This is a genomic window from Arenimonas donghaensis DSM 18148 = HO3-R19, assembly GCF_000743535.1.
GTDB lineage: Bacteria > Pseudomonadota > Gammaproteobacteria > Xanthomonadales > Xanthomonadaceae > Arenimonas > Arenimonas donghaensis.
In genome coordinates, this window is the sequence record NZ_AVCJ01000005.1 from 59,015 (window position 1) to 82,293 (window position 23,279).

Annotated in this window: 24 protein-coding genes; 10 read left to right on the forward strand and 14 right to left on the reverse strand. The window is 68.7% G+C overall.

Going from position 1 to position 23,279, the window contains the following annotated elements:
- Nucleotides 1-2 precede the first annotated feature (2 nt).
- From N788_RS04415 to N788_RS04425, 3 genes are all read right to left on the reverse strand, one after another.
- Nucleotides 3-1,190: an efflux RND transporter periplasmic adaptor subunit gene (locus tag N788_RS04415; RefSeq protein ID WP_034221482.1), complete on the reverse strand. Its 1,188-nt coding sequence runs from the start codon at nt 1,188-1,190 to the stop codon at nt 3-5.
- 157 nt (nt 1,191-1,347) lie between these two features.
- Nucleotides 1,348-2,034 carry a dethiobiotin synthase gene (gene bioD, locus N788_RS04420; protein ID WP_034221484.1) on the reverse strand — a complete coding sequence of 229 codons (687 nt, stop codon included), beginning with the start codon at nt 2,032-2,034 and terminating at the stop codon, nt 1,348-1,350.
- Nucleotides 2,031-2,786 carry a TMEM175 family protein gene (locus N788_RS04425; protein WP_160171907.1) on the reverse strand — a complete coding sequence of 252 codons (756 nt, stop codon included), beginning with the start codon at nt 2,784-2,786 and terminating at the stop codon, nt 2,031-2,033. Before N788_RS04425 ends, bioD begins: the two co-directional genes overlap by 4 nt.
- A gap of 68 nt (nt 2,787-2,854) precedes the next feature.
- Between N788_RS04425 and N788_RS04430 the strand changes: the two genes are divergently transcribed.
- Both N788_RS04430 and N788_RS04435 read left to right on the forward strand, forming a co-directional pair.
- Nucleotides 2,855-3,343, forward strand: a complete 489-nt coding sequence (locus tag N788_RS04430; protein ID WP_034221486.1) for a GAF domain-containing protein — start codon at nt 2,855-2,857, stop codon at nt 3,341-3,343.
- A 23-nt stretch (nt 3,344-3,366) separates the two neighbouring features.
- Nucleotides 3,367-3,759, forward strand: coding sequence for a TfoX/Sxy family protein (locus tag N788_RS04435; protein WP_034221488.1), 393 nt, complete (start codon nt 3,367-3,369; stop codon nt 3,757-3,759).
- A 4-nt stretch (nt 3,760-3,763) separates the two neighbouring features.
- Here N788_RS04435 and N788_RS04440 read toward each other — a convergent pair whose 3' ends face one another.
- Nucleotides 3,764-4,342: an LOG family protein gene (locus N788_RS04440; RefSeq protein ID WP_034221490.1), complete on the reverse strand. Its 579-nt coding sequence runs from the start codon at nt 4,340-4,342 to the stop codon at nt 3,764-3,766.
- Between the two features lie 89 nt (nt 4,343-4,431).
- Here N788_RS04440 and N788_RS04445 point away from each other — a divergent pair, with 89 nt between their 5' ends.
- Complete coding sequence (locus tag N788_RS04445) at nt 4,432-5,448, forward strand: SDR family oxidoreductase (protein WP_034221493.1); 1,017 nt, start codon at nt 4,432-4,434, stop codon at nt 5,446-5,448.
- A 2-nt stretch (nt 5,449-5,450) separates the two neighbouring features.
- A complete protein-coding gene (locus tag N788_RS04450; RefSeq protein ID WP_034221496.1) occupies nt 5,451-5,744 on the forward strand; it encodes a membrane protein in 294 nt (97 codons plus the stop codon).
- A gap of 50 nt (nt 5,745-5,794) precedes the next feature.
- Here the strand turns inward: N788_RS04450 and N788_RS13765 are convergent, their stop codons facing one another.
- From N788_RS13765 to glmS, 3 genes are all read right to left on the reverse strand, one after another.
- Nucleotides 5,795-5,971, reverse strand: coding sequence for an oxidoreductase-like domain-containing protein (locus tag N788_RS13765; protein WP_051924358.1), 177 nt, complete (start codon nt 5,969-5,971; stop codon nt 5,795-5,797).
- A 41-nt stretch (nt 5,972-6,012) separates the two neighbouring features.
- On the reverse strand, nt 6,013-6,747 hold the full coding sequence (locus N788_RS04455; protein ID WP_034221498.1) for a hypothetical protein: 735 nt from the start codon (nt 6,745-6,747) through the stop codon (nt 6,013-6,015).
- A 97-nt stretch (nt 6,748-6,844) separates the two neighbouring features.
- Nucleotides 6,845-8,668 carry a glutamine--fructose-6-phosphate transaminase (isomerizing) gene (gene glmS / locus N788_RS04460; RefSeq protein ID WP_034221501.1) on the reverse strand — a complete coding sequence of 608 codons (1,824 nt, stop codon included), beginning with the start codon at nt 8,666-8,668 and terminating at the stop codon, nt 6,845-6,847.
- Between the two features lie 219 nt (nt 8,669-8,887).
- Between glmS and N788_RS04465 the strand changes: the two genes are divergently transcribed.
- From N788_RS04465 to N788_RS04490, 6 genes are read left to right on the forward strand one after another with little or no spacing between them, the layout of a single operon-like run.
- Entirely contained in the window at nt 8,888-10,156 is a 1,269-nt protein-coding gene (locus N788_RS04465) for an efflux RND transporter periplasmic adaptor subunit (protein ID WP_034221503.1), read from the forward strand.
- A gap of 38 nt (nt 10,157-10,194) precedes the next feature.
- A complete protein-coding gene (locus N788_RS04470; RefSeq protein ID WP_034221506.1) occupies nt 10,195-10,914 on the forward strand; it encodes an ABC transporter ATP-binding protein in 720 nt (239 codons plus the stop codon).
- Between the two features lie 10 nt (nt 10,915-10,924).
- Complete coding sequence (locus N788_RS04475; RefSeq protein ID WP_034221509.1) at nt 10,925-12,241, forward strand: ABC transporter permease; 1,317 nt, start codon at nt 10,925-10,927, stop codon at nt 12,239-12,241.
- 11 nt (nt 12,242-12,252) lie between these two features.
- Nucleotides 12,253-13,479: an ABC transporter permease gene (locus N788_RS04480; RefSeq protein ID WP_034221512.1), complete on the forward strand. Its 1,227-nt coding sequence runs from the start codon at nt 12,253-12,255 to the stop codon at nt 13,477-13,479.
- A gap of 15 nt (nt 13,480-13,494) precedes the next feature.
- Nucleotides 13,495-14,856 (forward strand): sigma-54-dependent transcriptional regulator, encoded by a 1,362-nt coding sequence (locus tag N788_RS04485; protein WP_034221514.1) that lies wholly within the window; start codon nt 13,495-13,497, stop codon nt 14,854-14,856.
- A gap of 5 nt (nt 14,857-14,861) precedes the next feature.
- Entirely contained in the window at nt 14,862-16,178 is a 1,317-nt protein-coding gene (locus N788_RS04490) for a sensor histidine kinase (protein WP_034221521.1), read from the forward strand.
- A 94-nt stretch (nt 16,179-16,272) separates the two neighbouring features.
- Here the strand turns inward: N788_RS04490 and glmU are convergent, their stop codons facing one another.
- The 7 genes from glmU to N788_RS04525 all read right to left on the reverse strand — a co-directional run bounded on the left by glmU (nt 16,273) and on the right by N788_RS04525 (nt 23,272).
- A complete protein-coding gene (gene glmU / locus N788_RS04495; RefSeq protein ID WP_034221524.1) occupies nt 16,273-17,640 on the reverse strand; it encodes a bifunctional UDP-N-acetylglucosamine diphosphorylase/glucosamine-1-phosphate N-acetyltransferase GlmU in 1,368 nt (455 codons plus the stop codon).
- A 128-nt stretch (nt 17,641-17,768) separates the two neighbouring features.
- Nucleotides 17,769-18,191 carry a F0F1 ATP synthase subunit epsilon gene (locus N788_RS04500; RefSeq protein ID WP_034221527.1) on the reverse strand — a complete coding sequence of 141 codons (423 nt, stop codon included), beginning with the start codon at nt 18,189-18,191 and terminating at the stop codon, nt 17,769-17,771.
- Nucleotides 18,192-18,203: 12 nt separating this feature from the next.
- The gene (gene atpD, locus N788_RS04505; RefSeq protein WP_034221530.1) at nt 18,204-19,610 is read right to left on the reverse strand and encodes a F0F1 ATP synthase subunit beta; all 1,407 of its coding nucleotides are present in this window, start codon (nt 19,608-19,610) and stop codon (nt 18,204-18,206) included.
- A 96-nt stretch (nt 19,611-19,706) separates the two neighbouring features.
- The gene (gene atpG / locus N788_RS04510; RefSeq protein WP_034221533.1) at nt 19,707-20,570 is read right to left on the reverse strand and encodes a F0F1 ATP synthase subunit gamma; all 864 of its coding nucleotides are present in this window, start codon (nt 20,568-20,570) and stop codon (nt 19,707-19,709) included.
- Nucleotides 20,571-20,653: 83 nt separating this feature from the next.
- Nucleotides 20,654-22,198, reverse strand: a complete 1,545-nt coding sequence (atpA, locus tag N788_RS04515; RefSeq protein ID WP_034221535.1) for a F0F1 ATP synthase subunit alpha — start codon at nt 22,196-22,198, stop codon at nt 20,654-20,656.
- A gap of 58 nt (nt 22,199-22,256) precedes the next feature.
- Nucleotides 22,257-22,787, reverse strand: a complete 531-nt coding sequence (locus N788_RS04520) for a F0F1 ATP synthase subunit delta (RefSeq protein WP_034221538.1) — start codon at nt 22,785-22,787, stop codon at nt 22,257-22,259.
- 14 nt (nt 22,788-22,801) lie between these two features.
- A complete protein-coding gene (locus N788_RS04525) occupies nt 22,802-23,272 on the reverse strand; it encodes a F0F1 ATP synthase subunit B (RefSeq protein ID WP_034221540.1) in 471 nt (156 codons plus the stop codon).
- Nucleotides 23,273-23,279: the final 7 nt, after the last annotated feature.

Below are 23,279 nucleotides of genomic sequence, written 5' to 3' on the forward strand. Positions count from 1 at the left end.
GCTTACGCGGCGTCGGCGGACGCGTCGGCGTCCGGGGCGGAGGGCGCGCCGGCGGCGGCCGGCTTGCCGGCTTCCACGGCATTGGCGCTGCCACCGGGCCGGACCTTCTGCAGGCCTTCGATGATGACGCGGTCGCCGGCCTCGAGGCCCGACTCGACCAGCCATTGGTCGCCCACGGTCTGGCGGGTCTGCACGACGCGCGCCTCGACCGTGCCGTCGGCGTTGACCACCATCGCGGTGGCATTGCCCTTGGCGTCGCGGCTGATGCCCTGCTGCGGCGCCAGGATGGCGTCCGGCCGGGTGCCCAGGCCGACCACGGCGCGCACGTACATGCCCGGCAGCAGGAAGTTGTCGGGATTGGGGACGCGCACGCGCAGCGAGTAACTGCCGGTGCCGGGGTCGACGGTGACGTCGGTGAACTCGAGCACGCCGGTCTGGGCATAGGCACTGCCGTCCTCGAGCAGGATCGTCGCCTCGACGCCGTCCTGTTCGACGCGGCCGGCTTCGATGTCCTTGCGCAGCTGGGTCAGCTCGGTGGCCGACTGCGACAGGTCCACGTAGATCGGATCGAGCTGCTGCACGGTCACCAGGGCCATTTCCTGGTTGGCGGTGACCAGCGCACCCTGGGTGACGCTGGACTTGCCGGCGCGGCCGGAGATCGGCGCGGTGATCCGGGTGTAACCGAGGTTGACGTCGGCGGCCTGCAGCGCCGCCTGGTAGGCGGCGACGTCGGCCTGGGCCTCGGCGGCGGCGGCCAGGGTGCGCTCGTGGTCCTGCTGGGCAACCAGCTTCTCGGCCACCAGCTCGGTGGAGCGGTCGGCGGCCAGGCGCGCGGAGTTGGCCGAAGCGCGGGCGCGCGCCAGGTTGGCGGCGGCGGCCGCGCGGGCGGCCTGGTAGGTGGCGTCGTCCAGGCGGTACAGGACCTGCCCCGCTTCGACCAGGCTGCCTTCCTCGAACAGGCGCTGTTCGATGATGCCGGTGGCCTGCGGACGCACTTCGGCGACCACGAAGGGCACGGTGCGACCGGCCAGTTCGCGGGTCAGTGGCACTGGCTGCTCGGTCAGGGTGACGACGGTGACTTCGGGCGTGGGCATCTGCATCTGGGCAGGCTCGCCGGAGCAGGCCGCCAGCAGCAGGCTGGCGGCGACCAGGAGCGCCACGGGGCGCAGGGAGACGGCGGGGAGGGACATGGAATGCCTCGGGGCTGGAGTAACACGGGGTCGCCCGCGCCGCCGGGAGGCCGGCATGGGCAAAAAAGTGAACGGTCATTCTATGTTTGAATGCGCCGCTGTCAAGCCAACTGATGGCCTGTTTCAGGGGGTTTTGGCCCGATGCCGGGCGCGGTATTCAGCCCAGAGCCAGCTTCGCGGCGAGTTTGGCCGGCGGGGTACCGGGCGCGTACGGCAGCAGCCCGAGTCGGGGTCCGGGCAATGCGGCATCAAGCAGGTCGAGATACGCGTCGGCGTGCGGCCCCGGGGGCTCGACCTGGTTGCCGATCCAGCCGGCCAGGCGGCAGCCGTCGGCGACGATGGCGCGGGCGGTGAGGCGCGCGTGGTTCAGGCAGCCCAGGCGCAGGCCGACCACCAGCACCACCGGCAGGTCCAGGGCGCGGACGAGGTCCGCCTGTTCGACGTCGTCGGCCAGCGGCGCCAGCCAGCCACCGACACCCTCCACCAGCACCCGGCCGCCGGACTGGCCCGCCAGGGCCGCATGCGCGGCGAGCAGGGTCGGCAGTTCGACGTGCACGCCGGCCAGCGCGGCAGCGATCTGCGGAGCGGTGGGTTCAGGCAAGGCGTAGGGATTGAGCAGCTGGTAATCGGGGCGCGGTTCGCTGGCGGCCATCAGCGCCAGGGCGTCCTCGTTGCGCCAGCCCTCATGGTCGCGTTCGCAGCCGCTGGCCACCGGCTTCATGCCCACGGCGGGCCGGCCGTCGCGGCGCATCGCATGCAAGAGCACCGTGGACGCGAACGTCTTGCCGGCGCCGGTATCGGTGCCAGTGACGAAGCAGCCGCGGGGGAACCCGACGGGGCTCATGCCGCCTCCGGGCGCCGGCGCGCACGCCAGGCGCCGTAGGCGGGGATGGCGAAGCCCAGCAATGGGTAGAAAAACATGGGCAGCCCGCTGATCAGGTAGGTGAACTGTTCGCGCGGCAAGGCCAGCAGGGCGAAGGCCGCCGCGATGCTCAGGGCGGCACTGCCGGCCAGGATCGCCTGGATGCCCGCCTCGGTCCCGGCCTCGTGGCGTTCGACCGCGTCCAGCCCCAGGGCCGCGGCCCGGCCCAGCGCGTGGCGATTGAGCAGCCAGATCATCAGGGCCATGGCACCAAAGCCGAAGCCATAGATGATGAAGGCCCAGAGCAGGTCGTACACGGCATCGGCCCCGGTCAGCACCAGCTCGGTCGGCACGAAGCCACCGGTCGCCAGCCACAGGCCGCTGGAAACCACCATGCGCAGGGGATAAACGTAAACCAGCATCACCAGCACCAGGCCGAGCGACCATATCGTGGACGCGAAGTCGTCGAGTCCGAAGCGCCGGCTCCAGCGGTTGTGGGCGCTCCAGAACATCGCCAGCAGCACGAAGCACATGATGAAAGTGGGAACGCGCCGCAGCGCCTCGCGCAGTTCGTCGTAGGTGGTGGGCAGGGTTTCGAAGAAGATGACCAGCAGGGTCAGGGCGAAGGCGAAGGCGGCGTCGACGAAGGTTTCCAGCCGCGTCACCTGCTGGCCACGAAGGCGGAACCCGTCCTCACGCGGCAAACCCGCCAGTTGTTCAACACTCCATTGCATGCCCGTCCCCCGCGCACCCCGGCGCCAGGCCATACAATAACGCTCCGACCCCCTACGATGGAGCGCCGATGTTCGCGCAGTCCGCCCTGACCGGCTCCAAGTCCGAACAATATGCCCAGCTGCTGGACCAGGCCCGCGGCCTGATGCACGGCGAACCCGACCGCGTCGCCAACGCCGCCAATCTCTCGGCCCTGGTCTACCACGCGCTGCCGGAAGTGAACTGGGTGGGGTTTTATTTCTTCGACGGCAAGGAACTGGTGGTCGGACCCTTCCAGGGCCACCCGGCCTGCGTGCGCATCGCACTGGGCCGCGGCGTCTGCGGCACCGCCGCGCAGATGCGCCAAACCCAGCGCATCGCCGACGTCGAGGCGTTTCCGGGACACATTCCCTGCGACGCGGCGTCGCGGTCGGAGCTGGTGGTGCCGCTGTACCTCGGCGATACGCTGGTGGGCGTGTTCGACCTCGACAGCCCGGTGCCCGATCGCTTCGACGCGGACGACCAGGCTGGCCTCGAATCGATCGCCAATGCGTTCATAGACACGTTGGGACCGGCCTGACTTCGCCGGAAGAGGGACCCCGCATGAGCACCGGAACCAAACTGCGCAACATCGGCCCGAAGTCGGCGGCCTGGCTGCGCCAGACCGGCATCCGCAGCCAGGAAGACCTGGAATCGGTGGGCGCGCTGGCGGCCTTCGTGCGGGTCAAGCGCGCCGGCTTCAAGCCCAGCCTCAACCTGCTCTACGCGCTCGAAGGCGCCATCCAGGGCTGCCACTGGCAGGAAATCCCCGACGAGCGCCGCAGCGAACTGGTGCTGGCCGCCGGCGATGAAGTCGCCAAGCTGCCGCTGCCCAAGAACAAGCGCATGCCGGCCGCGGCACCGGTGAAGACCGTGCACCTGGACGGCGAAGACGAAGGCGACATGCCCGGCCCCGGCTACGGCTTCGACGACCCCTCGTCGTCCCGCGACGACTGACGCTTCAGCGCACCACGGCGTACTCGCGCGCGTCCTCGCGCCAGGGCGGCGTCGCCTTGATGGTGGGCAATACGTCTTCGACCGCATCCACCAGCGACCACATCGCCGCGTGTTCGGGGTTCATGAAGCGCTCGGCGATCACCGATTCCATGAAGCCCTGCAGCGGCGCGTAGAAACCGCGCACGTTCAGCAGCAGGATCGGGCTGAAGTAGATGCCCAGCCGCTTGAGCGTGATCGCCTCGAACAGTTCCTCGAGCGTGCCGCAGCCACCGGGCAACGCCACCACGGCGTCGGAATTGGTCAGCAGCTTGTGCTTGCGCTCACGCATGTCCTCCACCAGTTCGAGGTGGGTCAGGCCCGGATGCCCCCATTCGAGGTCGGCCATGAAGCGCGGCAGGATGCCGATGACTTCGCCGCCCTTGGACAGGGCGCCATCGGCCAGCGAGCCCATCAGGCCCGTTGACCCGCCGCCGTAGACGACGCTGCAGCCATTGGCCGCCAGCGTCTCGCCGAGCTGGCGAGCGGCGGCATGGAATTCGGGCGCCACCCGGGCGCTTGAAGCGGCGTAGACGCAGACGCGCATGGCGGGATCCGTGGACTCGATGGGGGCGCCATTTTGCCACCTGAACCAACCCTGCGCGTTTAAAGGGCGCTAAGACACGCCCGCGGCCGCTGGAACAGGCTTTAAGGGGCCAGTCCCGTCCAGGAGAATCCCATGCCCTCGCGCAAGAAGACCCCGGCACGCCCAAGCGCCAGCGCGAGCTGCAGGCAAAGGCCACCCAGGCCAACCAGAAGAACCCGGACCACGAGGACAAACCGGTGCAGGCCGGCGCGCGCAGGCAGCCGGAGCCACCCCAGCCGAAGCAGCGACTGGGCAAGCCCGGCCGCGAGTCAGACCTCAAACCGGCGCCCCGCTATCGCGCACCCGACTACCGCGGCAGCGGCAAGCTCAAGGGCATGCGGGCCATCATCACCGGCGGCGACTCCGGCATCGGACGCGCGGTCGCCGTGCTGTTTGCCCGGGAAGGCGCCGACGTGGCGATTTTCTACCTGAGTGAGCACGAGGATGCCCGCACCACCGCCGGGGCCGTGCAAGCCGAAGGCCGGGCCTGTTACCTGCATGCCGGCGACGTGCGCAAACCCGATTTTTGCCGCAAGACCGTCGACAAGGCCGTGAAGCAGCTCGGTGGCCTGGACATCCTGGTCAACAACGCGGCGTTCCAGCAACACGTCGAACGGCTGGAAGACCTGGGTGACGAGCAACTGCAGGAAACCCTGCAGACGAACATCGCCGGCTATTTCCACATGGCGCGTGCGGCGCTGCCGCACCTGCAGCAGGGCGCGAGCATCATCAACACGGGATCGGAAACCGCGCTGTTCGGCAGCGGTGGCCTGCTCGACTACGCCGCGACCAAGGGCGCGATCCATGCCTTCACCAAGAGCCTGGCGGCGCAGCTGCTGCCACGCGGCATCCGGGTGAACGCCGTGGCCCCCGGTCCGGTCTGGACACCGCTCAACCCCGCCGACCGGGAGGCAAGCGACGTGGCCCAGTTCGGTGCCGACAGCGACATGGGTCGGCCCGCCCAGCCCGAGGAGATTTCACCGGCGTATGTCTTCCTTGCCTCGCCCGTCATGGCGTCCTACATCAGCGGCGTGGTGCTGCCGGTGATGGGCGGGCCCCGGGGCTAGGCGTGCAGCCGGCCGACTACCTGGGCTGGGCGGCCTCGGGCGTGTTGCTGCTGACCCTGGGCCGCCAGGTGTGGGTGCAGTGGCGGGAGGCGCGCACCGAGGGCCTGTCGTCGTGGCTGTTCCTGGGCCAGATGACGGCCAGCGCCGGCTTCGTCGTCTACAGCGTGCTGGTGGGCAACGCCGTCTTCGTGCTGACCAACGCGGCGCTGCTGGCTACGGCGATCGCAGGGCAATGCATCTACCGGCGCAACCTGCGGCGGGAAGCCAAGGGCCGCGCACGGTCGCGAAACGCCTGACCGCACGCCGGACACGAACACCCGTGGAAGGAGCCCGGGCCGGGGCCTCCTCACGCTTCGCCCGGATGCCTGGCCTTCCATTGCGCCAGCAACTCGCGATAGTGGTCCATGTCCTCGGCGTAGCTGTCGAACACGCAGACCGCGCAGCCGCCGTCGCAGCAGTCCATCGGCAGCGGGCGCTCGGGTTCGACCGGGCGCGGATCTTCGTTGGGCGGCGTTCTGGTCAATGAACAATGTCAGCCGCAAATCGTGAGCGCGGGGCTGGTGGTCAGCGCGCGACGCGCTCGCGATAGGTCACGTCCATGGCCTCGCCGCCGAAATCGAGCGTCAGCACGAACTCGGCCGGCTGGCCGTCGCTGCGAGACGGCGGCAGGTTGATGCGGACGTCTCCGCGGCCGACTTCTCGCGCGTCGATGGATTGGTCGCGGAACAGGCGATTGCGCAGGGCGGTGACCTGGGCGACGGCGAGGTCGTGCTCCCTCTCCTGGGCGTTGCTGCGGCTGGCGCGGCTGTTGGTCGTGCCCAGGGTCTGGCTCTGCTCGCCCGGCTGGAACGCGCCGATAGTCTCGGCCTTGCTCGGCGCCACGGGCGCATCGTTCTGCGCCACGGCCGGCGTGCCGGAAGTGGCCGCCGCCTCGACCATCGCCGATGGCGCGCTGATGCTGCCTTCCTTGGCCAGGCGGATCAGGCCGGTTGTCGACCAGACCTTGAGTTCGGTCTTGCCGCTGCGGGCACTGACGCCCTTGGTGCCGACCTTGAGCCGACCGCCGGACGTATTGAGTACCGCCACCGGGATCCACGCCGTCGACGCCGACTCGGGCATGTACGTCAGCACCGCGCCGTACTGGTTGCCGGCCTGGCGCAGCACGGTATAGCCGTCGACCATCTGCACCTCTTGGCCTGCCGGCGGCACGATGTCGAAGATGCGATCCTGCGCCAGCGCGGGGAGCGAAGCGCCGACTGCAAGCAGGCAAGGCAGAAGACACGAAGTCCAGAGGCGCATGGCAATACCCGACAGGCACGAGATGATCGGAAGTCTAGTCGACACCGCCAGTGCCGGCCAGCGCGATATTCGCAGTCGCGCCCCTCCCTTCGACCGCTTATTCCACCGTCACCGACTTGGCCAGGTTGCGCGGCTGGTCGACGTCGGTGCCGCGCTGCACGGCGACGTGGTAGCTCAGCAGCTGCAGCGGGATGGTGGAGATGATGGGTGCGGCGATTTCACCCGAGGCCGGCAGGATCACCACGCGGGCGGCGTCCAGGCCGTGGGCGACGGTTTCGTCGACGAAGGCGTAGAGCACGCCGCCGCGGGCGCGCACTTCCTCGAGGTTGGACTTGAGCTTGTCGATCAGGCGGTCGTTGGGTGCCACCGCGATGACCGGCATGTCTTCGTCCACCAGCGCCAGGGGCCCGTGCTTGAGCTCGCCGGCCGCGTAGGCCTCGGCGTGGATGTAGCTGATTTCCTTGAGCTTGAGCGCGCCTTCCATCGCCACCGGCCAGTGGGTGCCGCGACCCAGGAACAGGGCGTGGTGCTTGCCGATGAACTGTTCGGCCAGCTCCTTGATTTCCTCGTCGAGCTTGAGCACCTCGGCGATGTGGCCCGGCAGGCGCTCGAGCTGGCGCACGCCGTCCGAATAACGTTCATCGTCCAGGCCCTTCGCGCGCGCAAGCGCCAACGAGAACAAGGCCAGCGCCACCAGCTGGGTGGTGAAGGCCTTGGTCGAAGCCACGCCGATCTCGGGGCCGGCGCGGGTCATCAGCACCAGGGCCGATTCGCGCACGATCGACGACTCCGGCACGTTGCACACGGCCATGCGCGCCAGGTAGGGGCGCTCCTTGGCCAGCTTGAGCGCGGCCAGGGTGTCGGCGGTTTCACCGGACTGGGAAATGGTGAGGAACAGCGTGCCTTCGCGCACCACCGGGTCGCGGTAGCGGTATTCGCTGGCGATCTCCGCCGTGCAGGGCACGCCGGCCAGCTGCTCGATCCAGTACCGGGCCACCAGGCCGGCGTGGTAGCTGGTGCCGCAGGCGATGATGTGCACGGCCTGGGTGTCGGCCAGCAGGCGTTCGGCGTCGACGCCGAAGATCTGGGTGAGGATCTTGCCGCCGGCGATGCGACCTTCCAGGGTGTCGGCCACGGCCACCGGCTGCTCGTGGATTTCCTTGAGCATGTAGTGGGCGTACTCGCCCAGTTCCACGGCGTCGGCGCTGAAGTGCGACTCCTTCACCTCGCGCTCGGCCGGGGCGCCGTCGAGGTCGAAGATGCGGATGCCGCCGACCGTCACCTCGGCCACGTCGCCTTCCTCGAGGTACATGAAGCGCTTGGTCAGGGGCAGCAACGCGTGCACGTCCGAGGCCAGGTACTGTTCGCCCTCGCCCAGGCCGACGATCAGCGGCGCGCCATAACGTGCGCCCACGACGGTGCCCGGCTCGCGCGCCGAAACGGCGGCGATGGCGTAGGCGCCGTGCAAACGCTTGACCGTGTCCTGCAGCGCCGCCAGCAAGCCCAACCCCTGGCGCTGGGCCCTCTCGACCAGGTGTGCCACGACTTCGGTGTCGGTCTGGGAACTGAATTCGTAACCCTCGGCCTGCAGTTCGCGGCGCAGCGCCGCGTGGTTCTCGATGATGCCGTTGTGCACCAGGCTTACCTGCCCCGACACGTGCGGATGGGCATTGCCTTCGCTGGGCACGCCGTGGGTGGCCCAGCGGGTGTGGGCGATGCCGCAGTGGCCGTCCAGGCCGGTTTCGGCCTGCAGGGCCACCAGGTCGCGCACCTTGCCCTTGGCGCGCAGGCGGGAAATGCCGTCGCCGGTGAGCAGGGCGACACCGGCCGAGTCGTAACCCCGGTATTCAAGCGCGGCGAGCCCGGCGATCAGGTGCTGGACGATGGGCCGGTTGGCGCTGATGCCGACGATTCCGCACATATGCAATCGATTCCTTCGGGACAGGCCTGCAAGTTTAAGTGAAGGATGTGGCTTTCCGCGGGCAGCGGCCCCGCGACGCCCCGGCCGGCGTCCGCCGACCGTCCGGCACCCCCGTGGCCGGACGCCACGGACAGACCACAATCCTTTCAGATCAGACACTTAGTTGTTGGCATGGTGGTTGCATCGTTCTTGGCAGACCCGAACTGCACGGACCCACCCATGATCCGCGACACCTCCGCCCAGGACCGCAGCCTCTCCCCGGCCCAGGCCCCCCGTTCCCGCCGCCCGCTGTTGCTGGCCGCCGGTGCCGTGCTGGCGCTGCTGCTGCTGGCCTGGGTGGCCAGCGGCTGGCTCGGCAGCGCGCGGGCGGTGTCGGCGGACCGGCTGCGCATCGCCCCGGTCGAGCGCGGCCTGCTGGTGCGCGACGCCACCGCCAACGGTCGCGTGGTCGCCGCCATCAGCCCGACCCTGTATGCGCCGGCCGGCGGCACCGTGACCCTGAAGATCCTGGCCGGCGACACCGTCGCCAGCGGCGACGTGATGGCGGTCATCGACTCGCCCGAACTGCAGAACGAACTCCAGCGCGAGCAGGCCACGCTGGCCCAGCTGGAAGCCGAAGTCGCGCGCCAGCGCATCCTGGCCCGCAAGGCCAGCCTGCTGGCCCGTCGCGAGGCCGACGACGCCGAGGTGACCCGGCTGGCGGCGCTGCGTGACCTGCAGCGCGCCCAGCGCGGCTTCGAACTGGGCGCGATCGCCGAGGTCGAGTACCTGCGCGCCAAGGACGCCATGGCCAGCGCCGACATCCGCAGCAAGCACGCCGGCACCGCGGCCACGCTCGAGACCCAGGACGTCAGCCTGGGACTCAAGACCCAGGAACAGGCCCTGGAACGCCAGCGCCTGCTGACCGCCAACCTCGAGCGCCGCGTCGACGAACTCAACGTGCGCGCGCCGGTGGACGGCATCATCGGCACGCTCAACGTCGCCGACCGCGCCGTCGTGGTCGCCAACACCCCGCTGATGACCGTGGTGGACCTGAGCCGCCTGGAAGTCGAACTGGAAATGCCCGAGTCCTATGCCGAGGACCTGGGCCTGGGCATGACCGCCGAAGTCCGGATCGGCGGCACCGCCGCCACCGGCACCATCTCGGCGATTTCGCCGGAAGTGGTGAACAACCAGGTGCTGGCGCGGGTGCGCTTCGACGGCGAGCAGCCGGCCGGCCTGCGCCAGAACCAGCGGGTCAGCGCCCGCGTGCTGTTCGAGGAAAAGCCCGACGTGGTCAAGGTCGCCCGCGGCCCCTTCGTCGAGGCCCTGGGCGGCCGGGCCGCCTACGTGGTCGAGGACGGCATCGCCGTGCGCCGGCCCATCGTGCTGGGCGCCACCAGCGTCGGCGAGGTCGAGATCCTCGAGGGCCTGCAGCCCGGCGAGCGCATCGTCATCTCCGGCACCAACACCTTCGAAGACGCCGAGCGCGTCGCCATCAACGATTGATTCCCTTCCCCACCCTTTCCGCGACCGAGGAACCCGCCATGCTGCGCATGAACAACCTGAGCAAGGTCTACCGCACCCACATGATCGAAACCCACGCACTGCGCGGCTTCGATATCCACGTCAAGGAAGGCGAGTTCGTCGCGGTCACCGGCCCGTCGGGTTCGGGCAAGACCACCTTCCTCAACATCGCCGGCCTGCTCGAGGAGTTCACCGGCGGCGAGTACAAGCTCGATGGCGTCGACGTGCGCGGCCTGGACGATTCGGCCCGTTCGAAGCTTCGCAACGAAAAGCTGGGCTTCATCTTCCAGGGCTTCAACCTGATCCCGGACCTGAACCTCTTCGACAACGTCGACGTGCCGCTGCGCTACCGCGGCTTCGGCGGCGCCGAGCGCAAGAAGCGCATCGAAGAGGCCCTGGCCCAGGTCGGCCTGGCCTCGCGCAGCAAGCACTACCCGGCCGAACTTTCCGGCGGCCAGCAGCAGCGCGTGGCCATCGCCCGCGCCCTGGCCGGCTCGCCGCGGGTCCTGCTGGCCGACGAACCCACCGGCAACCTCGACTCGCAGATGGCGCGCGGGGTGATGGAACTGCTCGAGGAAATCAATGCCGCCGGCACCACCATCCTGATGGTCACCCACGACCCGGAGCTGGCCGCGCGCGCGCACCGCAACGTGCACATCATCGACGGCCAGGTCAGCGACCTGACCCACGAGACGGCGCGCAGCCTGGCCGCCGCGTCCGCCCACGCCACCACCGCCTGAGGAATCCGCCATGTACGGCTACTACCTCTCCCTGGGTTTCCGCAGCCTGCGCCGCAACCCGGTCCTGACCAGCCTGATGGTGCTGACGCTGTCGGTGGGCGTGGCGGCGTCGATGACCACGCTGACCCTGCTGCGCGGCATGTCCGGCGACCCGATCCCGCAGAAGTCCGACGTGCTGTTCGTGCCCCTGCTCGACAACCGGCCGGTCAACAACGGCCCCTTCACCGACCCCGAGCCCCCCACGCAGCTGACCATGCGCGACACGATGGCGCTGTGGGAGCGCGGCGAGGGCAAGCGCCAGACGCCGGTCTATGGCATCAGCCCCCCGATCGACTCCGGTCGCGCCGACCTGCCGCCTTTCTTCAGCGACGGCCTGGCCGTGGGTCGCGACTTCTTCGCGATGTTCGACGTGCCCTTCGTGCACGGCCAACCCTGGTCGGCCGAGGACGACCAGCGCGGCACCCAGGTGGCGGTGATCAGCCGCAGCCTGGCCGAACGTGTGTTCGGCGAAGGGGTCAACCCGGTTGGACAGAGCCTGCGTGCCAGCGACAACGCCCTGCAGGTGGTCGGCGTCATCGACACCTGGAACCCGCTGCCCAAGTTCTACCGCCTGGTCGGCAGCGGCAGCTTCGACACCAGCGAAGACATCTACCTGCCGATCCGCACCGCCATCGCCCGCGAACTGAACGTCAATGGCAACATCAGCTGCAACTCGACCCCGCCGTCCCCGGGCTTTCGCGGCCTGGTCGAAGGCGAGTGCAACTGGGTGCAGTTCTGGGTCGAACTGGATTCGACCGCCGACCGTGGCCGCTACGCCGACTACCTCGATGCCTACGTCACCGAGCAGAAGGCGCTCAACCGCTTCGAGGCACCGATGAACAACCGCCTCTACGACGTCCGTGAATGGCTGGACGTGCGCGAAGTGGTCAGCGACGACACCCGCACCTCGACCTGGCTGGCGTTCGGCTTCCTGCTGGTCTGCCTGGTCAACACCGTGGGCCTGCTGCTGGCCAAGTTCAGTGCCCGGCCCGGTGAAATCGGCGTGCGCCGCGCCCTGGGTGCCTCGCGCGGCGAGGTCTTCCGCCAGTACCTGACCGAAGCCGCCGTCATCGGCCTGGTCGGCGCCGGCACCGGCATCGCCCTGACCCTGGCGGCGCTGGCCTTCATCCGCGACTTCAACCGGGGCATCGCCCAGCTCACCCACCTGGACGTACCGATGCTGGTCATCGCCGTCGTGGTGTCGGTGCTCGCGGCGATCCTCGCCGGCCTGTTGCCGACCTGGCGCGCCTGCCAGGTGGTGCCCGCCCTCCAGCTCAAGAGCCAGTAAGGACCGCCGCCATGGAAATCCGTCCGATCCTCTCGTCCATGCTGCGCAACAAGACCGCGCCGCTGCTCATCGCCGCCCAGGTGGCGCTGACCCTGGCCATCGTCTGCAATGCGCTTTACATCATCAAGGACCGGCTGGCCACGGCCGCCCGTCCCAGCGGCGCCGACGAAGCCAACGTGTCCGAGATCCGCTTTTACCCGCATCGCCAGATCCAGGACGTGCGCGGCATGCAGCTGCGCGACATGGAGGCCATCCGCGCGGTGCCCGGCGTCGTCTCCGCAGCCTGGTCGAACCAGATCCCCCTGGGGCGCTCGGGCTGGAACGTCGGGCCGGTCGTCATCTCGACCGAGCAGCAGAACTCGAACGTCCAGTCGGCCGCGCAGTACTTTTCGCCCGATTCGCTGATCGACACGTTCGGCCTGACCCTGGTCGAAGGCCGCGACTTCGCGCCTGGCGACTTCATGGAAATCGACCCTGAAAAGGACCGTGTCCAGGGGCGCATGGCCATCATCACCCGGGCGATGGCCCAGGCGCTGTGGCCGGACGAGGCGTCCGTGCTGGGCAAGTCGATGTACCTGGGGGGCCCGAACAACGAGCCGACCGAAGTGATCGGCGTGGTCGAGCGCATGCAGACCCCGTGGGCCAGCGTCGGCGATGGCGCCGAGTACAGCCTGATCCTGCCGGTTCGCTACCTCGACCCCTTTACCCGCTACGCGGTGCGCACCGAGCCCGGTCGCCATGAGCAGATCATGGCCGACGTCGAGAAGACGCTGCTGGCCCAGAGCAACGACCGCGTGCTGCTGGGGCGGCGCACCATCGCCGAGGCCCGCGACCTGCGTTATGCCGGCGAACGGCTGATGGCCGGCCTGCTGATCGCGGTCACCGTCTTCCTGCTGCTGATCACGGCCTCGGGCATCGTCGGCATGGCCAGCCTGTGGGTGAACCAGCGCCGCAAGCAGATCGGCGTGCGCCGGGCCATCGGCGCCCGCAAGGGCGACATCCTGCGCTACTTCCTGGTCGAGAACCTGATGATCACCACGGCCGGCATCGCCGCGGGCATCGCCCTGGCGGTGGGCCTGAACAACCTGCTGGTCGCGGAACTGGACCTGCCCCGCCTGCCCGTGGCCTACCTGGGCCTGACCATGGCCGGCATGTGGGTCCTGGGCCTGCTGGCCGTGCTGGGCCCGGCCTGGCGCGCGGCGGCGGTACCGCCGGCCATCGCCACCCGTACCGCCTGAAGGTAGGCTAGGCGCATGCCGCAATCGACCCAAGCCACCCTGCTGGTCATCGACGACAACCCGTCGGTGGCCGCTGCGCTGGAAGTCCTGTTTTCGCTGCACGACTACCGGACGCTCTGCGCAAACTCCCCCGAAGAAGGCCTGGCGCTGCTGGCCTCGGAAACCGTGGACCTGGTCATCCAGGACATGAACTTCAGCCAGGACACCACCTCGGGCGAGGAAGGCGAGGCGCTATTCAAGGCCATCCGCGAAGCGCATCCGGACCTGCCGGTGATCCTGCTCACCGCCTGGACCCACCTCGAGGTCGCGGTGGACCTGGTCAAGGCCGGGGCCGCCGACTACCTGGCCAAACCCTGGGACGACCGCAAGCTGCTGGCGACCATCGGCAACCTGATCGAACTGGGCCAGGCCAGCCGGGCGATGGCGGCGTGCGCGGCCCGCGACAGCAGGCAGCGGCGCCAGCTGGAAAAAGACCACGACCTGCGCGGCCTGGTCTGGGCGGACCCGGCGACCGAGCGCGTGCTCTGCCTGGCCACCCAGGTCGCACGCGCCGACGTCCCGGTGCTGGTGACCGGCCCGAACGGCTCGGGCAAGGAAAAGATCGCCGAAATCCTGCAGGCCAATTCTTCGGTGAGGGACGGCCCCTTCGTCACGCTCAACTGTGGCGCGCTGCCCTCCGAGCTGATCGAAGCCGAACTGTTCGGTGCCGACGCCGGGGCCTACACCGGCGCCGGCAAGGCCCGCGAAGGCAAATTCGAAGCGGCTGATGGCGGCACCCTGTTCCTGGACGAGATCGGCAACCTGCCGCCCGAAGGCCAGATGAAACTGCTGCGCGTGCTCGAGACCGGCAAGTTCACCCGCCTGGGCTCGAACCGCGAGAAGCAGGTGAAGGTGCGCGTGATCAGCGCCACCAACGCCGACCTGCCGGCGATGATCCGCGACGGGCGTTTCCGCGAAGATCTTTATTACCGCCTCAACGTCATCGAGATACGCATCCCGCCGCTGGCCGAGCGCCCGCGCGACATCCTGCCGCTGGCGCAGGCCTTCCTGGCCGCCGGCAAGTCGCTTTCCGACGGTGCCGTGCATGCGCTGCTGCGCCACGCCTGGCCGGGCCACGTGCGCGAACTCAAGAACGTGATGCAACGCGCCTGCCTGCTCAGTGCCGGGCCGGTGATCCAGGCCAGCGACCTGGGGCTGCCGGTGACGCCGGCGCCCGCGGCCAACGCCCAGGGCAACGACGCCGAACTCGACCGCGCCAGCATCGAACAGGCACTGGCGCGCGCCGGCGGCGTGGTGGCCCAGGCCGCCAGCGAGCTGGGACTGAGCCGCCAGGCGCTGTATCGCCGCATGGAACGCCTGGGCATCGCCCGGCCCTGACCCGCATGCCCGCGCGCCGTTCGATCGCCGGCACCCTGGCCCTGCTTGGCGCCGGGGTGGCGGCCGTCTCGGTCGTGCTGGCGTTGCTGCTCGTGCGCGTCTTCGACAGCCTGCTGCTCGCCGGCCTGGTGGCGATCGGGGTCGGGCTGTTGCTCTCGATGTGGGTCATGCGCCGGGCGTCGCGACCGGTGCGTTCATTGTTCCGTGCGCTGGCCGGCACGGCGCTGAGCTACCGCGACGGCGATTTCAGCTTCGGCCTGCGCTGGCCACACCACGATGAACTGGGCGACCTGGTCGCCGCCCACAACGAGCTGGGCGGCGTACTGCGCGAACAGCGCCTGGGCCTGGCGCAGCGCGAACTGCTGCTCGACACGATGGTGCAGAACACACCGGTGGCGATGCTGCTGGTCGCCGACGGCGGCCACGTGGTCTACGCCAACCTGGCGGCGCGGCGCCTGCTCAACGAAGGCCGCAAGATCGAGGGCCTGGCCCTGGCCACCCTGGTGCAGGCCGCACCGCCGGCGTTGTCGGAAGCCCTGGACCGGACCGGCGACGGCCTGTTCTCGGTGGGCGACGGCGACGAGGAAGAGGTCTACCACCTGGCCCGCCGCGGGTTCCGGCTCAACGGCCGGCCCCACGAGCTGCTGCTGCTGCGCCAGCTCACCACCGAACTGCGCCGGCAGGAGGTGCAGACCTGGAAGAAGGTGATCCGGGTCATCAGCCACGAACTCAACAACTCACTCGCCCCGGTGGCCTCGCTGGCGCATTCGGGCGCCGAGCTGACGCGGCGTGGGCAGACCCAGAAGCTCGAATCGATCTTCGCCATGATCGAAGAGCGCGCCCGCCACCTGGAAGGTTTCATCCGCGGCTACGCGCGTTTCGCCAAGCTGCCTTCACCGCGGCTCGAGGCCACGCCCTGGACCGTGCTGGTGGACCGGCTGCGCAGCCAGATCACTTTCGCGGTCGACGGCGCGCTGCCGCCGGAGGCGGTTCGCGTGGACGTGCCGCAGATGGAGCAGGCGCTGCTGAACCTGCTCAAGAACGCCCATGAATCGGGCTCGGCACCGGAAGACGTGCAGCTGCGCGTGCGCCGTGGCAGTGGCCTGCTGCGTATCGAGGTGCTCGACCGCGGCACCGGCATGGGCGAAGCGGTGCTGGCCAATGCGCTGGTGCCCTTCTACTCGACCAAACGCAGCGGCACCGGCCTGGGCCTGGCGCTGGCGCGCGAGATCGCCGAAGCCCACGGCGGCCGCATCGGCCTGGCCAACCGCGAAGGCGGCGGCCTGCAGGTCTCGCTGGTGCTGCCCGTCTCCGACGATTGATCCGTCTTCTGTAGGAGCGCCTTCAGGCGCGAATCTTTTGACTTTGCCTTTGGCAAAGAAGTGATTCGCGCCTGAAGGCGCTCCTACAAAATCTTCAGCGCTTCTTGGGGCGTTGCCAGGCTTCGATGGTGGCCTGGCGGGAGCGGGCCACGGTGAGCTGCCCGGCCGGCGCGTTCCTGGTGAGCACCGTACCGGCGCCGATGGTCGCACCCTCGCCGACTTCGACCGGGGCCACCAGCGAACTGTTCGAGCCGATGAAGGCGCCGTCGCCGATGGTGGTGGTGGACTTGTTCACGCCGTCATAGTTGCAGGTGATGGTGCCGGCGCCGATGTTGACGCTGGCCCCGACCAGGGCGTCGCCCAGGTAGCTCAGGTGGTTGGCCTTGCTGCCATTGCCCAGGCTGGTCTTCTTGGTTTCGACGAAGTTGCCGATGTGCACGCCTTCGCCCAATTCGGTGCCCGGGCGCAGGCGTGCGAATGGCCCCAGGGTGCAGCCAGCCGCCGCGACCACGCCGTCGAGGTCGCAGTGCGCACTGACCACGCTGCCCGGACCCAGTTCGACGTTGCGCAGGCGACAGAACGGGCCGATGCGCACGCCGTCGCCCAGGACCACGCGGCCCTCGAGCACGACATCGACGTCGATTTCGACGTCGCTCCCGGCTTCGACGGTGCCGCGCTGGTCGAAGCGGGCCGGGTCGGCCAGGCGCACGCCGGCGCGCATCAGTGCTTCCGCGGCCCGGCGCTGGTAGGCGCGCTCGAGGCGGGCCAATTGCACGGGGTCGTTGGCGCCTTCGGCCTCGCCGGGAAGGCGGCAGTGGGTGTGCGCGGCGGAACGGCCGTCGGCGCGGGCCATCGCGAAGATGTCGGTAAGGTAGTACTCGCCCTGGGCGTTGTCGTTGCCCAGGCGCGCCAGCCAGCGGCGCAGGTCGGACGCCGGGGCGGCGACCACGCCGGTGTTGACCAGCTTGACGGCGCGCTGGCTCTCGTCGGCGTCCTTGTGCTCGACGATGGCCTGGACATCACCATTGCCGTCGAGCAGGACGCGGCCGTAGCCGGCGGGGTCGGCCAGGGTGTCGCACAGCACCGCGGCGCGGTCGCGGGCGGCCTCGAGCAGCGCCTGCAGGGTCTGCACGCTGATCAGGGGCACGTCGGCGTAGAGCACCAGCACGCGGGCGCTCTCCGGCACCCCGGGCATGGCCTGCTGGACGGCGTGGCCGGTGCCCAGCTGCCGGGCCTGTTCGGCCCAGTGCAGGTCGTTGTGGGTTTCGAAGGCGGCACGCACCTGGTCGCCGCCGTGGCCATAAACGATATGGATTCCCGCGGCGCCCAGGGCCCGCGCGGTATCGACCACGTGGGCCAGCATCGGTCGGCCGGCGACGGGTTGGAGCACCTTGGGGGCGCGCGACTTCATGCGCTTGCCCTCGCCGGCGGCAAGGATGACTACGTGCAACGACTGGCTCATGGGATCCTCCGTGGACCTAGTATCGGCCCCGACCGGGCAGGCCGCCAACCCAGGTTCGCCGGGCCCTGGAAACGACAACGCCGGCACGAGGCCGGCGCGGTCGTTGCACAGGGCCCGCAGGCCGCCGATTAGTGCTTGAGGTTCTTGCGCAGGCGCTCGAGCGCCTGCAGCTGGGCCATTGCCTCGGCCAGCTTGGTCTGGGCCTCGGCCAGGTCCATGGCGTCGCTGCGGTTGGCCAGCATGCGCTCGGCCTCGTCCTTGGCGGCCTTGGCCTGGGCCTCGTCGAGGTCGGCGGCGCGGATGGCGGTATCGGTCAGGATGGTCACCACCTGCGGCTGCACCTCGAGGATGCCGCCGGAGACATAGAAGAACTGCTCGCCACCGTCGGCCAGGGTCACGCGGACCTGGCCGGGCTTGAGGCGGGTGATCAGCGGCGCATGGCGCGGCGCGATGCCCAGCTCACCCATCTCGCCGGTGGCCACGACCATCTGCACCTCGCCCTGGAAGATTTCTTCCTCGGCGCTGACGATGTCGCAACGGATGGTGCTCATCAGCAACTCCCCTTAGGCCGCCGCCGCCATCTTCTTGGCCTTCTCGAAGGCCTCGTCGATGCCGCCGACCATGTAGAAGGCCTGCTCGGGCAGCGAATCGCACTCGCCGTCGCAGATCATCTTGAAGCCGCGGATGGTTTCCTTGAGCGTGACGTACTTGCCCGGCGAACCGGTGAAGACTTCCGCCACGTGGAAGGGCTGCGAGAAGAAGCGCTCGATCTTGCGGGCGCGGGACACGGCCTGCTTGTCTTCTTCGGACAGTTCGTCCATGCCCAGGATCGCGATGATGTCCTTGAGCTCCTTGTACTTCTGCAAGGTGGCCTGGACGCGACGGGCGGTGTCGTAGTGCTCGTTGCCGATGACGTTCGGGTCCAGCTGGCGCGAGGTCGAGTCCAGCGGGTCCACGGCCGGGTAGATACCCAGCGAGGCGATGTTTCGCGACAGCACGACGGTGGCGTCGAGGTGGGCGAAGGTGGTCGCCGGCGACGGATCGGTCAGGTCGTCCGCGGGCACGTACACGGCCTGGATCGAGGTGATCGAGCCGGTCTTGGTGGAGGTGATGCGCTCCTGCAGGACGCCCATTTCCTCGGCCAGGGTCGGCTGGTAACCCACGGCCGACGGCATGCGGCCCAGCAGCGCCGAGACCTCGGTGCCGGCCAGGGTGTAGCGGTAGATGTTGTCGACGAAGAACAGCACGTCGCGGCCCTTGCCGGACTCGTCCTTCTCGTCGCGGAAGTACTCGGCCATGGTCAGGCCGGTCAGCGCGACGCGCAGGCGGTTGCCCGGCGGCTCGTTCATCTGGCCGTACACCATCGCGACCTTGTCCAGGACGTTGGAGTCCTTCATCTCGTGGTAGAAGTCGTTGCCCTCGCGGGTACGCTCACCCACGCCGGCGAACACCGACAGGCCTTCGTGGGCCTTGGCGATGTTGTTGATCAGTTCCATCATGTTGACGGTCTTGCCGACGCCGGCGCCGCCGAACAGGCCGACCTTGCCGCCCTTGGCGAACGGGCACATCAGGTCGATGACCTTGATGCCGGTTTCCAGCAGCTCGTTGCCCGAGGACTGCTCTTCATAGGTCGGGGCCGAGCGGTGGATTTCCCAGGTGTCCTTGGTTTCGACCGGACCAGCTTCGTCGATCGGGCGACCCAGCACGTCCATGATGCGACCCAGGGTCTGCTTGCCGACCGGCACGGAGATCGCCTTGCCGGTGTTGCTTGCCACCAGGTTGCGCTTGAGGCCGTCGGTGGAGCCGAGCGCGATGGTGCGCACGATGCCGTCGCCCAGCTGCTGCTGCACCTCGAGGGTGATTTCGGTGCCGTCGACCTTCAGTGCGTCGTACACCTTCGGCACGTCCGCACGCGGGAACTCGACGTCCACGACCGCGCCGATGATCTGCACAATCTTGCCCTGGCTCATTGCTGTTTCCTCTGGAAGCGATTCTGTTTTGTGGGAGTGGCTGGCTGCGTCGCGAAGAGCTTCGCGGCTGGAGCCGCTCCTACAGGGGTTCTTTGGTTAAACGGCTGCGGCGCCGCCGACGATTTCGGAAATTTCCTGGGTGATCGCGGCCTGGCGCGCCTTGTTGTAGACGAGCTGCAGGTCGCCGATCAGCTTGTTGGCGTTGTCGGAGGCCGACTTCATGGCCACCATGCGCGCCGCGTGTTCGGAAGCAAGGTTTTCCAGCACCGCCTGGTAGACCAGCGACTCGACGTAGCGGGTGAGCACGTCGTTGAGCACCGCCTCGGCGTCCGGCTCGTACAGGTAGTCCCAGTCATGCCGGGACTCGAGCGATTCGGACGGCGGCAGCGGCAGCAGCTGGTCCTGGCGCGGCTTCTGCGCCATCGTGTTGATGAAGTCGTTGTAGCTCAGGAAAACGCGATCGAGCTTGCCTTCGGTGTAGCCGTCGAGCATCACCTTGATGACGCCGACCAGCTTGGCCAGCTCCGGCTTCTCGCCCAGGTGGGTGACCGAACCGAGCAGGTTCACCTTCAGGCGGCGGAAGAACACCGTGGCCTTCTGGCCGATGCAGACGACGTCGATCTCGACGCCCTTCTCCTGCCACTGGCGCATGTCGGCCAGGATGCGGCGGAACATCTGCGAGTTCAGGCCGCCGCACAGGCCGCGGTCGGTGGAGACGATCACGTAACCGACGCGCTTGACGTCCTGGCGATCGACCAGGAACGGATGCTGGTATTCGGTGTTGGCCTTGGCGATGTGGCCGATCACCTGGCGCATCAGGCGCGCGTAGGGACGCGACTGCTTCATGCGGTCCTGCGCCTTGCGGATCTTCGACGCCGAGACCATCTCGAGCGCGCGCGTCACCTTGCGGGTGTTCTGCACGCTCTTGATCTTGGTCTTGATTTCCCTGCCGCCTGCCATGTTTCTTCCTTTCTACCGTGGGAGGGACTTCAGTCCCGAAACGCTTCGGGACTGAAGTCCCTCCCACATGGGGTTGTCAGCGCTTACCAGCTGCCGGTGGCCTTGAACTCGGAGATCAGCGTCTTGAACTGCGCCTCGATGTCCTTGTCCCAGGCGCCGGTCTCGACGATCTTCTTCTCGAGCTCGCCCTGGGTGTTGGTCATGTGCGCGTGCAGGCCTTCTTCGAACGCCAGCACCTTGTTCAGCGGCACGTCGTCGAGGTAACCCTCGTTGACGGCGTAGATCGACAGGGCCATCTGGGCGATCGACATCGGCGCGTACTGCTTCTGCTTCATCAGCTCGGTGACGCGCTGGCCGCGCTCGAGCTGCTTGCGGGTGGCTTCGTCGAGGTCCGAGGCGAACTGGGCGAACGCCGCCAGCTCGCGGTACTGGGCCAGCGAGATGCGGATGCCGCCCGAGAGCTTCTTCATGATCGTGGTCTGGGCCGCACCACCGACGCGCGACACCGAGATACCGGCGTTCACGGCCGGGCGGATGCCGGCGTTGAACAGGTCGGTTTCCAGGAAGATCTGGCCGTCGGTGATCGAGATCACGTTGGTCGGCACGAAGGCCGAGACGTCACCGGCCTGGGTTTCGATGATCGGCAGCGCGGTCAGCGAGCCGGTCTTGCCCTTGACGGCGCCGTTGGTGAACTGCTCCACGTACTCCTCGTTCACGCGGGCAGCGCGCTCGAGCAGGCGGGAGTGGAGGTAGAACACGTCGCCCGGGTAGGCTTCGCGGCCCGGCGGGCGGCGCAGCAGCAGGGAGATCTGGCGGTAGGCCACGGCCTGCTTGGACAGGTCGTCGTACACGATCAGGGCGTCTTCGCCGCGGTCGCGGAAGTACTCGCCCATCGTGCAGCCCGAGTAGGCCGAGATGTACTGCATGGCGGCCGATTCGGACGCGGTGGCGGCAACGACGATGGTGTGCGCCAGGGCGCCGTTTTCTTCCAGGCGGCGCACGATGTTGGCGATCGTCGAGGCCTTCTGGCCGATGGCGACGTACACGCACTTGATGCCCGTGCCCTTCTGGTTGATCACGGCGTCGATGGCCAGGGCGGTCTTGCCGGTCTGGCGGTCGCCGATGACCAGCTCGCGCTGGCCGCGGCCGATCGGGATCATGGAGTCGACCGACTTGTAGCCGGTCTGCACCGGCTGCGACACTGACTTGCGGGCGATGACGCCCGGCGCGACCTTCTCCACCGGCGCGGTCTGCGAAGTGGCGATGGGGCCCTTGCCGTCGATCGGCTCGCCCAGGGCGTTGACGACGCGGCCCAGCAGTTCGGGGCCGACCGGCACTTCGAGGATGCGGCCGGTGGTCTTGGCGACGTCGCCTTCGCGCAGGTGCTCGTAGTCACCCAGGACGACGGCGCCGACCGAGTCGCGCTCGAGGTTCAGGGCCAGCGCGTAGGTGCTGTTGGGCAGCTCGATCATTTCACCCTGCATGGCGTCGGCCAGGCCGTGGATGCGCACGATGCCGTCGGACACCGAGGTGACGGTGCCTTCGTTGCGGGCTTCGGCGGTCAGCTTGACCTTCTCGATGCGGGACTTGATCAGTTCGCTGATTTCGGACGGGTTGAGCGTCTGCATGGGGGTATCCCTGGGTCGTCCGGCCGGGGCCGGCACTTGGTTCAAAGGAAAATCGTGTTCAGTTCGCCAGCGCCGCGCCGAGGCGCGCCAGCTTGGTGCGGAGCGAGCCGTCGATCACGACGTCGCCGGTGTCGATGACCGCGCCGCCGATGAGCCCGGCGTCCACCGCCGTCGACAGTTCGACGTCCTGGCCGAAGCGCTTGCGCAGCGAGGCGCGCAGCTTCTCCAGTTCGGACTCGTCCAGCGGCTGGGCGGAGGTGACGGTGGCCTTGACCACGCGCTCGGCCTCGGCGCGCAGCTGGTCGAAAAGGCCCGCGATTTCCGGCAGCAGGGGCAGGCGGCGGTTGTCCGCCAGCACGACCAGGAACTGGCGGAAGTTCGGGTCGCTGTCGCCCGGAGGCAGCAGCAGTTCGACCAGGTCGCCGGCCTTGGCCAGCGGATGGCCCAGGGCCGCATTGGCCTCGGGCACGCTGGCGGCCTGCGCGGCGAAGCCGAGCAGGGCCGACCACTGGGGCAGCCGGCCAGCGTCCTTGGCCAGCGAAAAAGCAGCGCGGGCGTAGGGGCGGGCGAGGGTGAGGGCTTGGCTCATGACGGGTTGGGACCTCAGATCTCGGCGGCGAGCTCGTCCAGCAGCGCCTTGTGGGCGTTGCCGTCGATCTCCTTGCGGATCAGCTTCTCGGCACCGGCGACCGCGAGCGCGGACACCTGGCGGCGCAGGTCTTCCTTGGCACGGTTGGCGGCCGAGTCGATTTCCGACAGGGCCAGCGCCTTCTGGCGACCGGCTTCGGCGATGGCCTCGACCTTGGCGGCATCGATGATCTGGTTCGCGCGGGCGTGGGCCTGCTCGATGACCTCGTTGGCCTTGGCACGGGCTTCACGCAGGGCTTCGGCGACCTTTTCTTCGGCCTGGGCCAGGTCCTTCTTGCTGCGGTCGGCCGCGGCCAGGCCTTCGGCGATCTTCTGCTGGCGCTCTTCGATGGCGCCCATCATCGGCGGCCAGACGAACTTGTACGAGAACCAGATCAGGATCGCGAACGCGAGGGCCTGTCCGATGAAGGTGGCGTTGATATCCATTGCGATT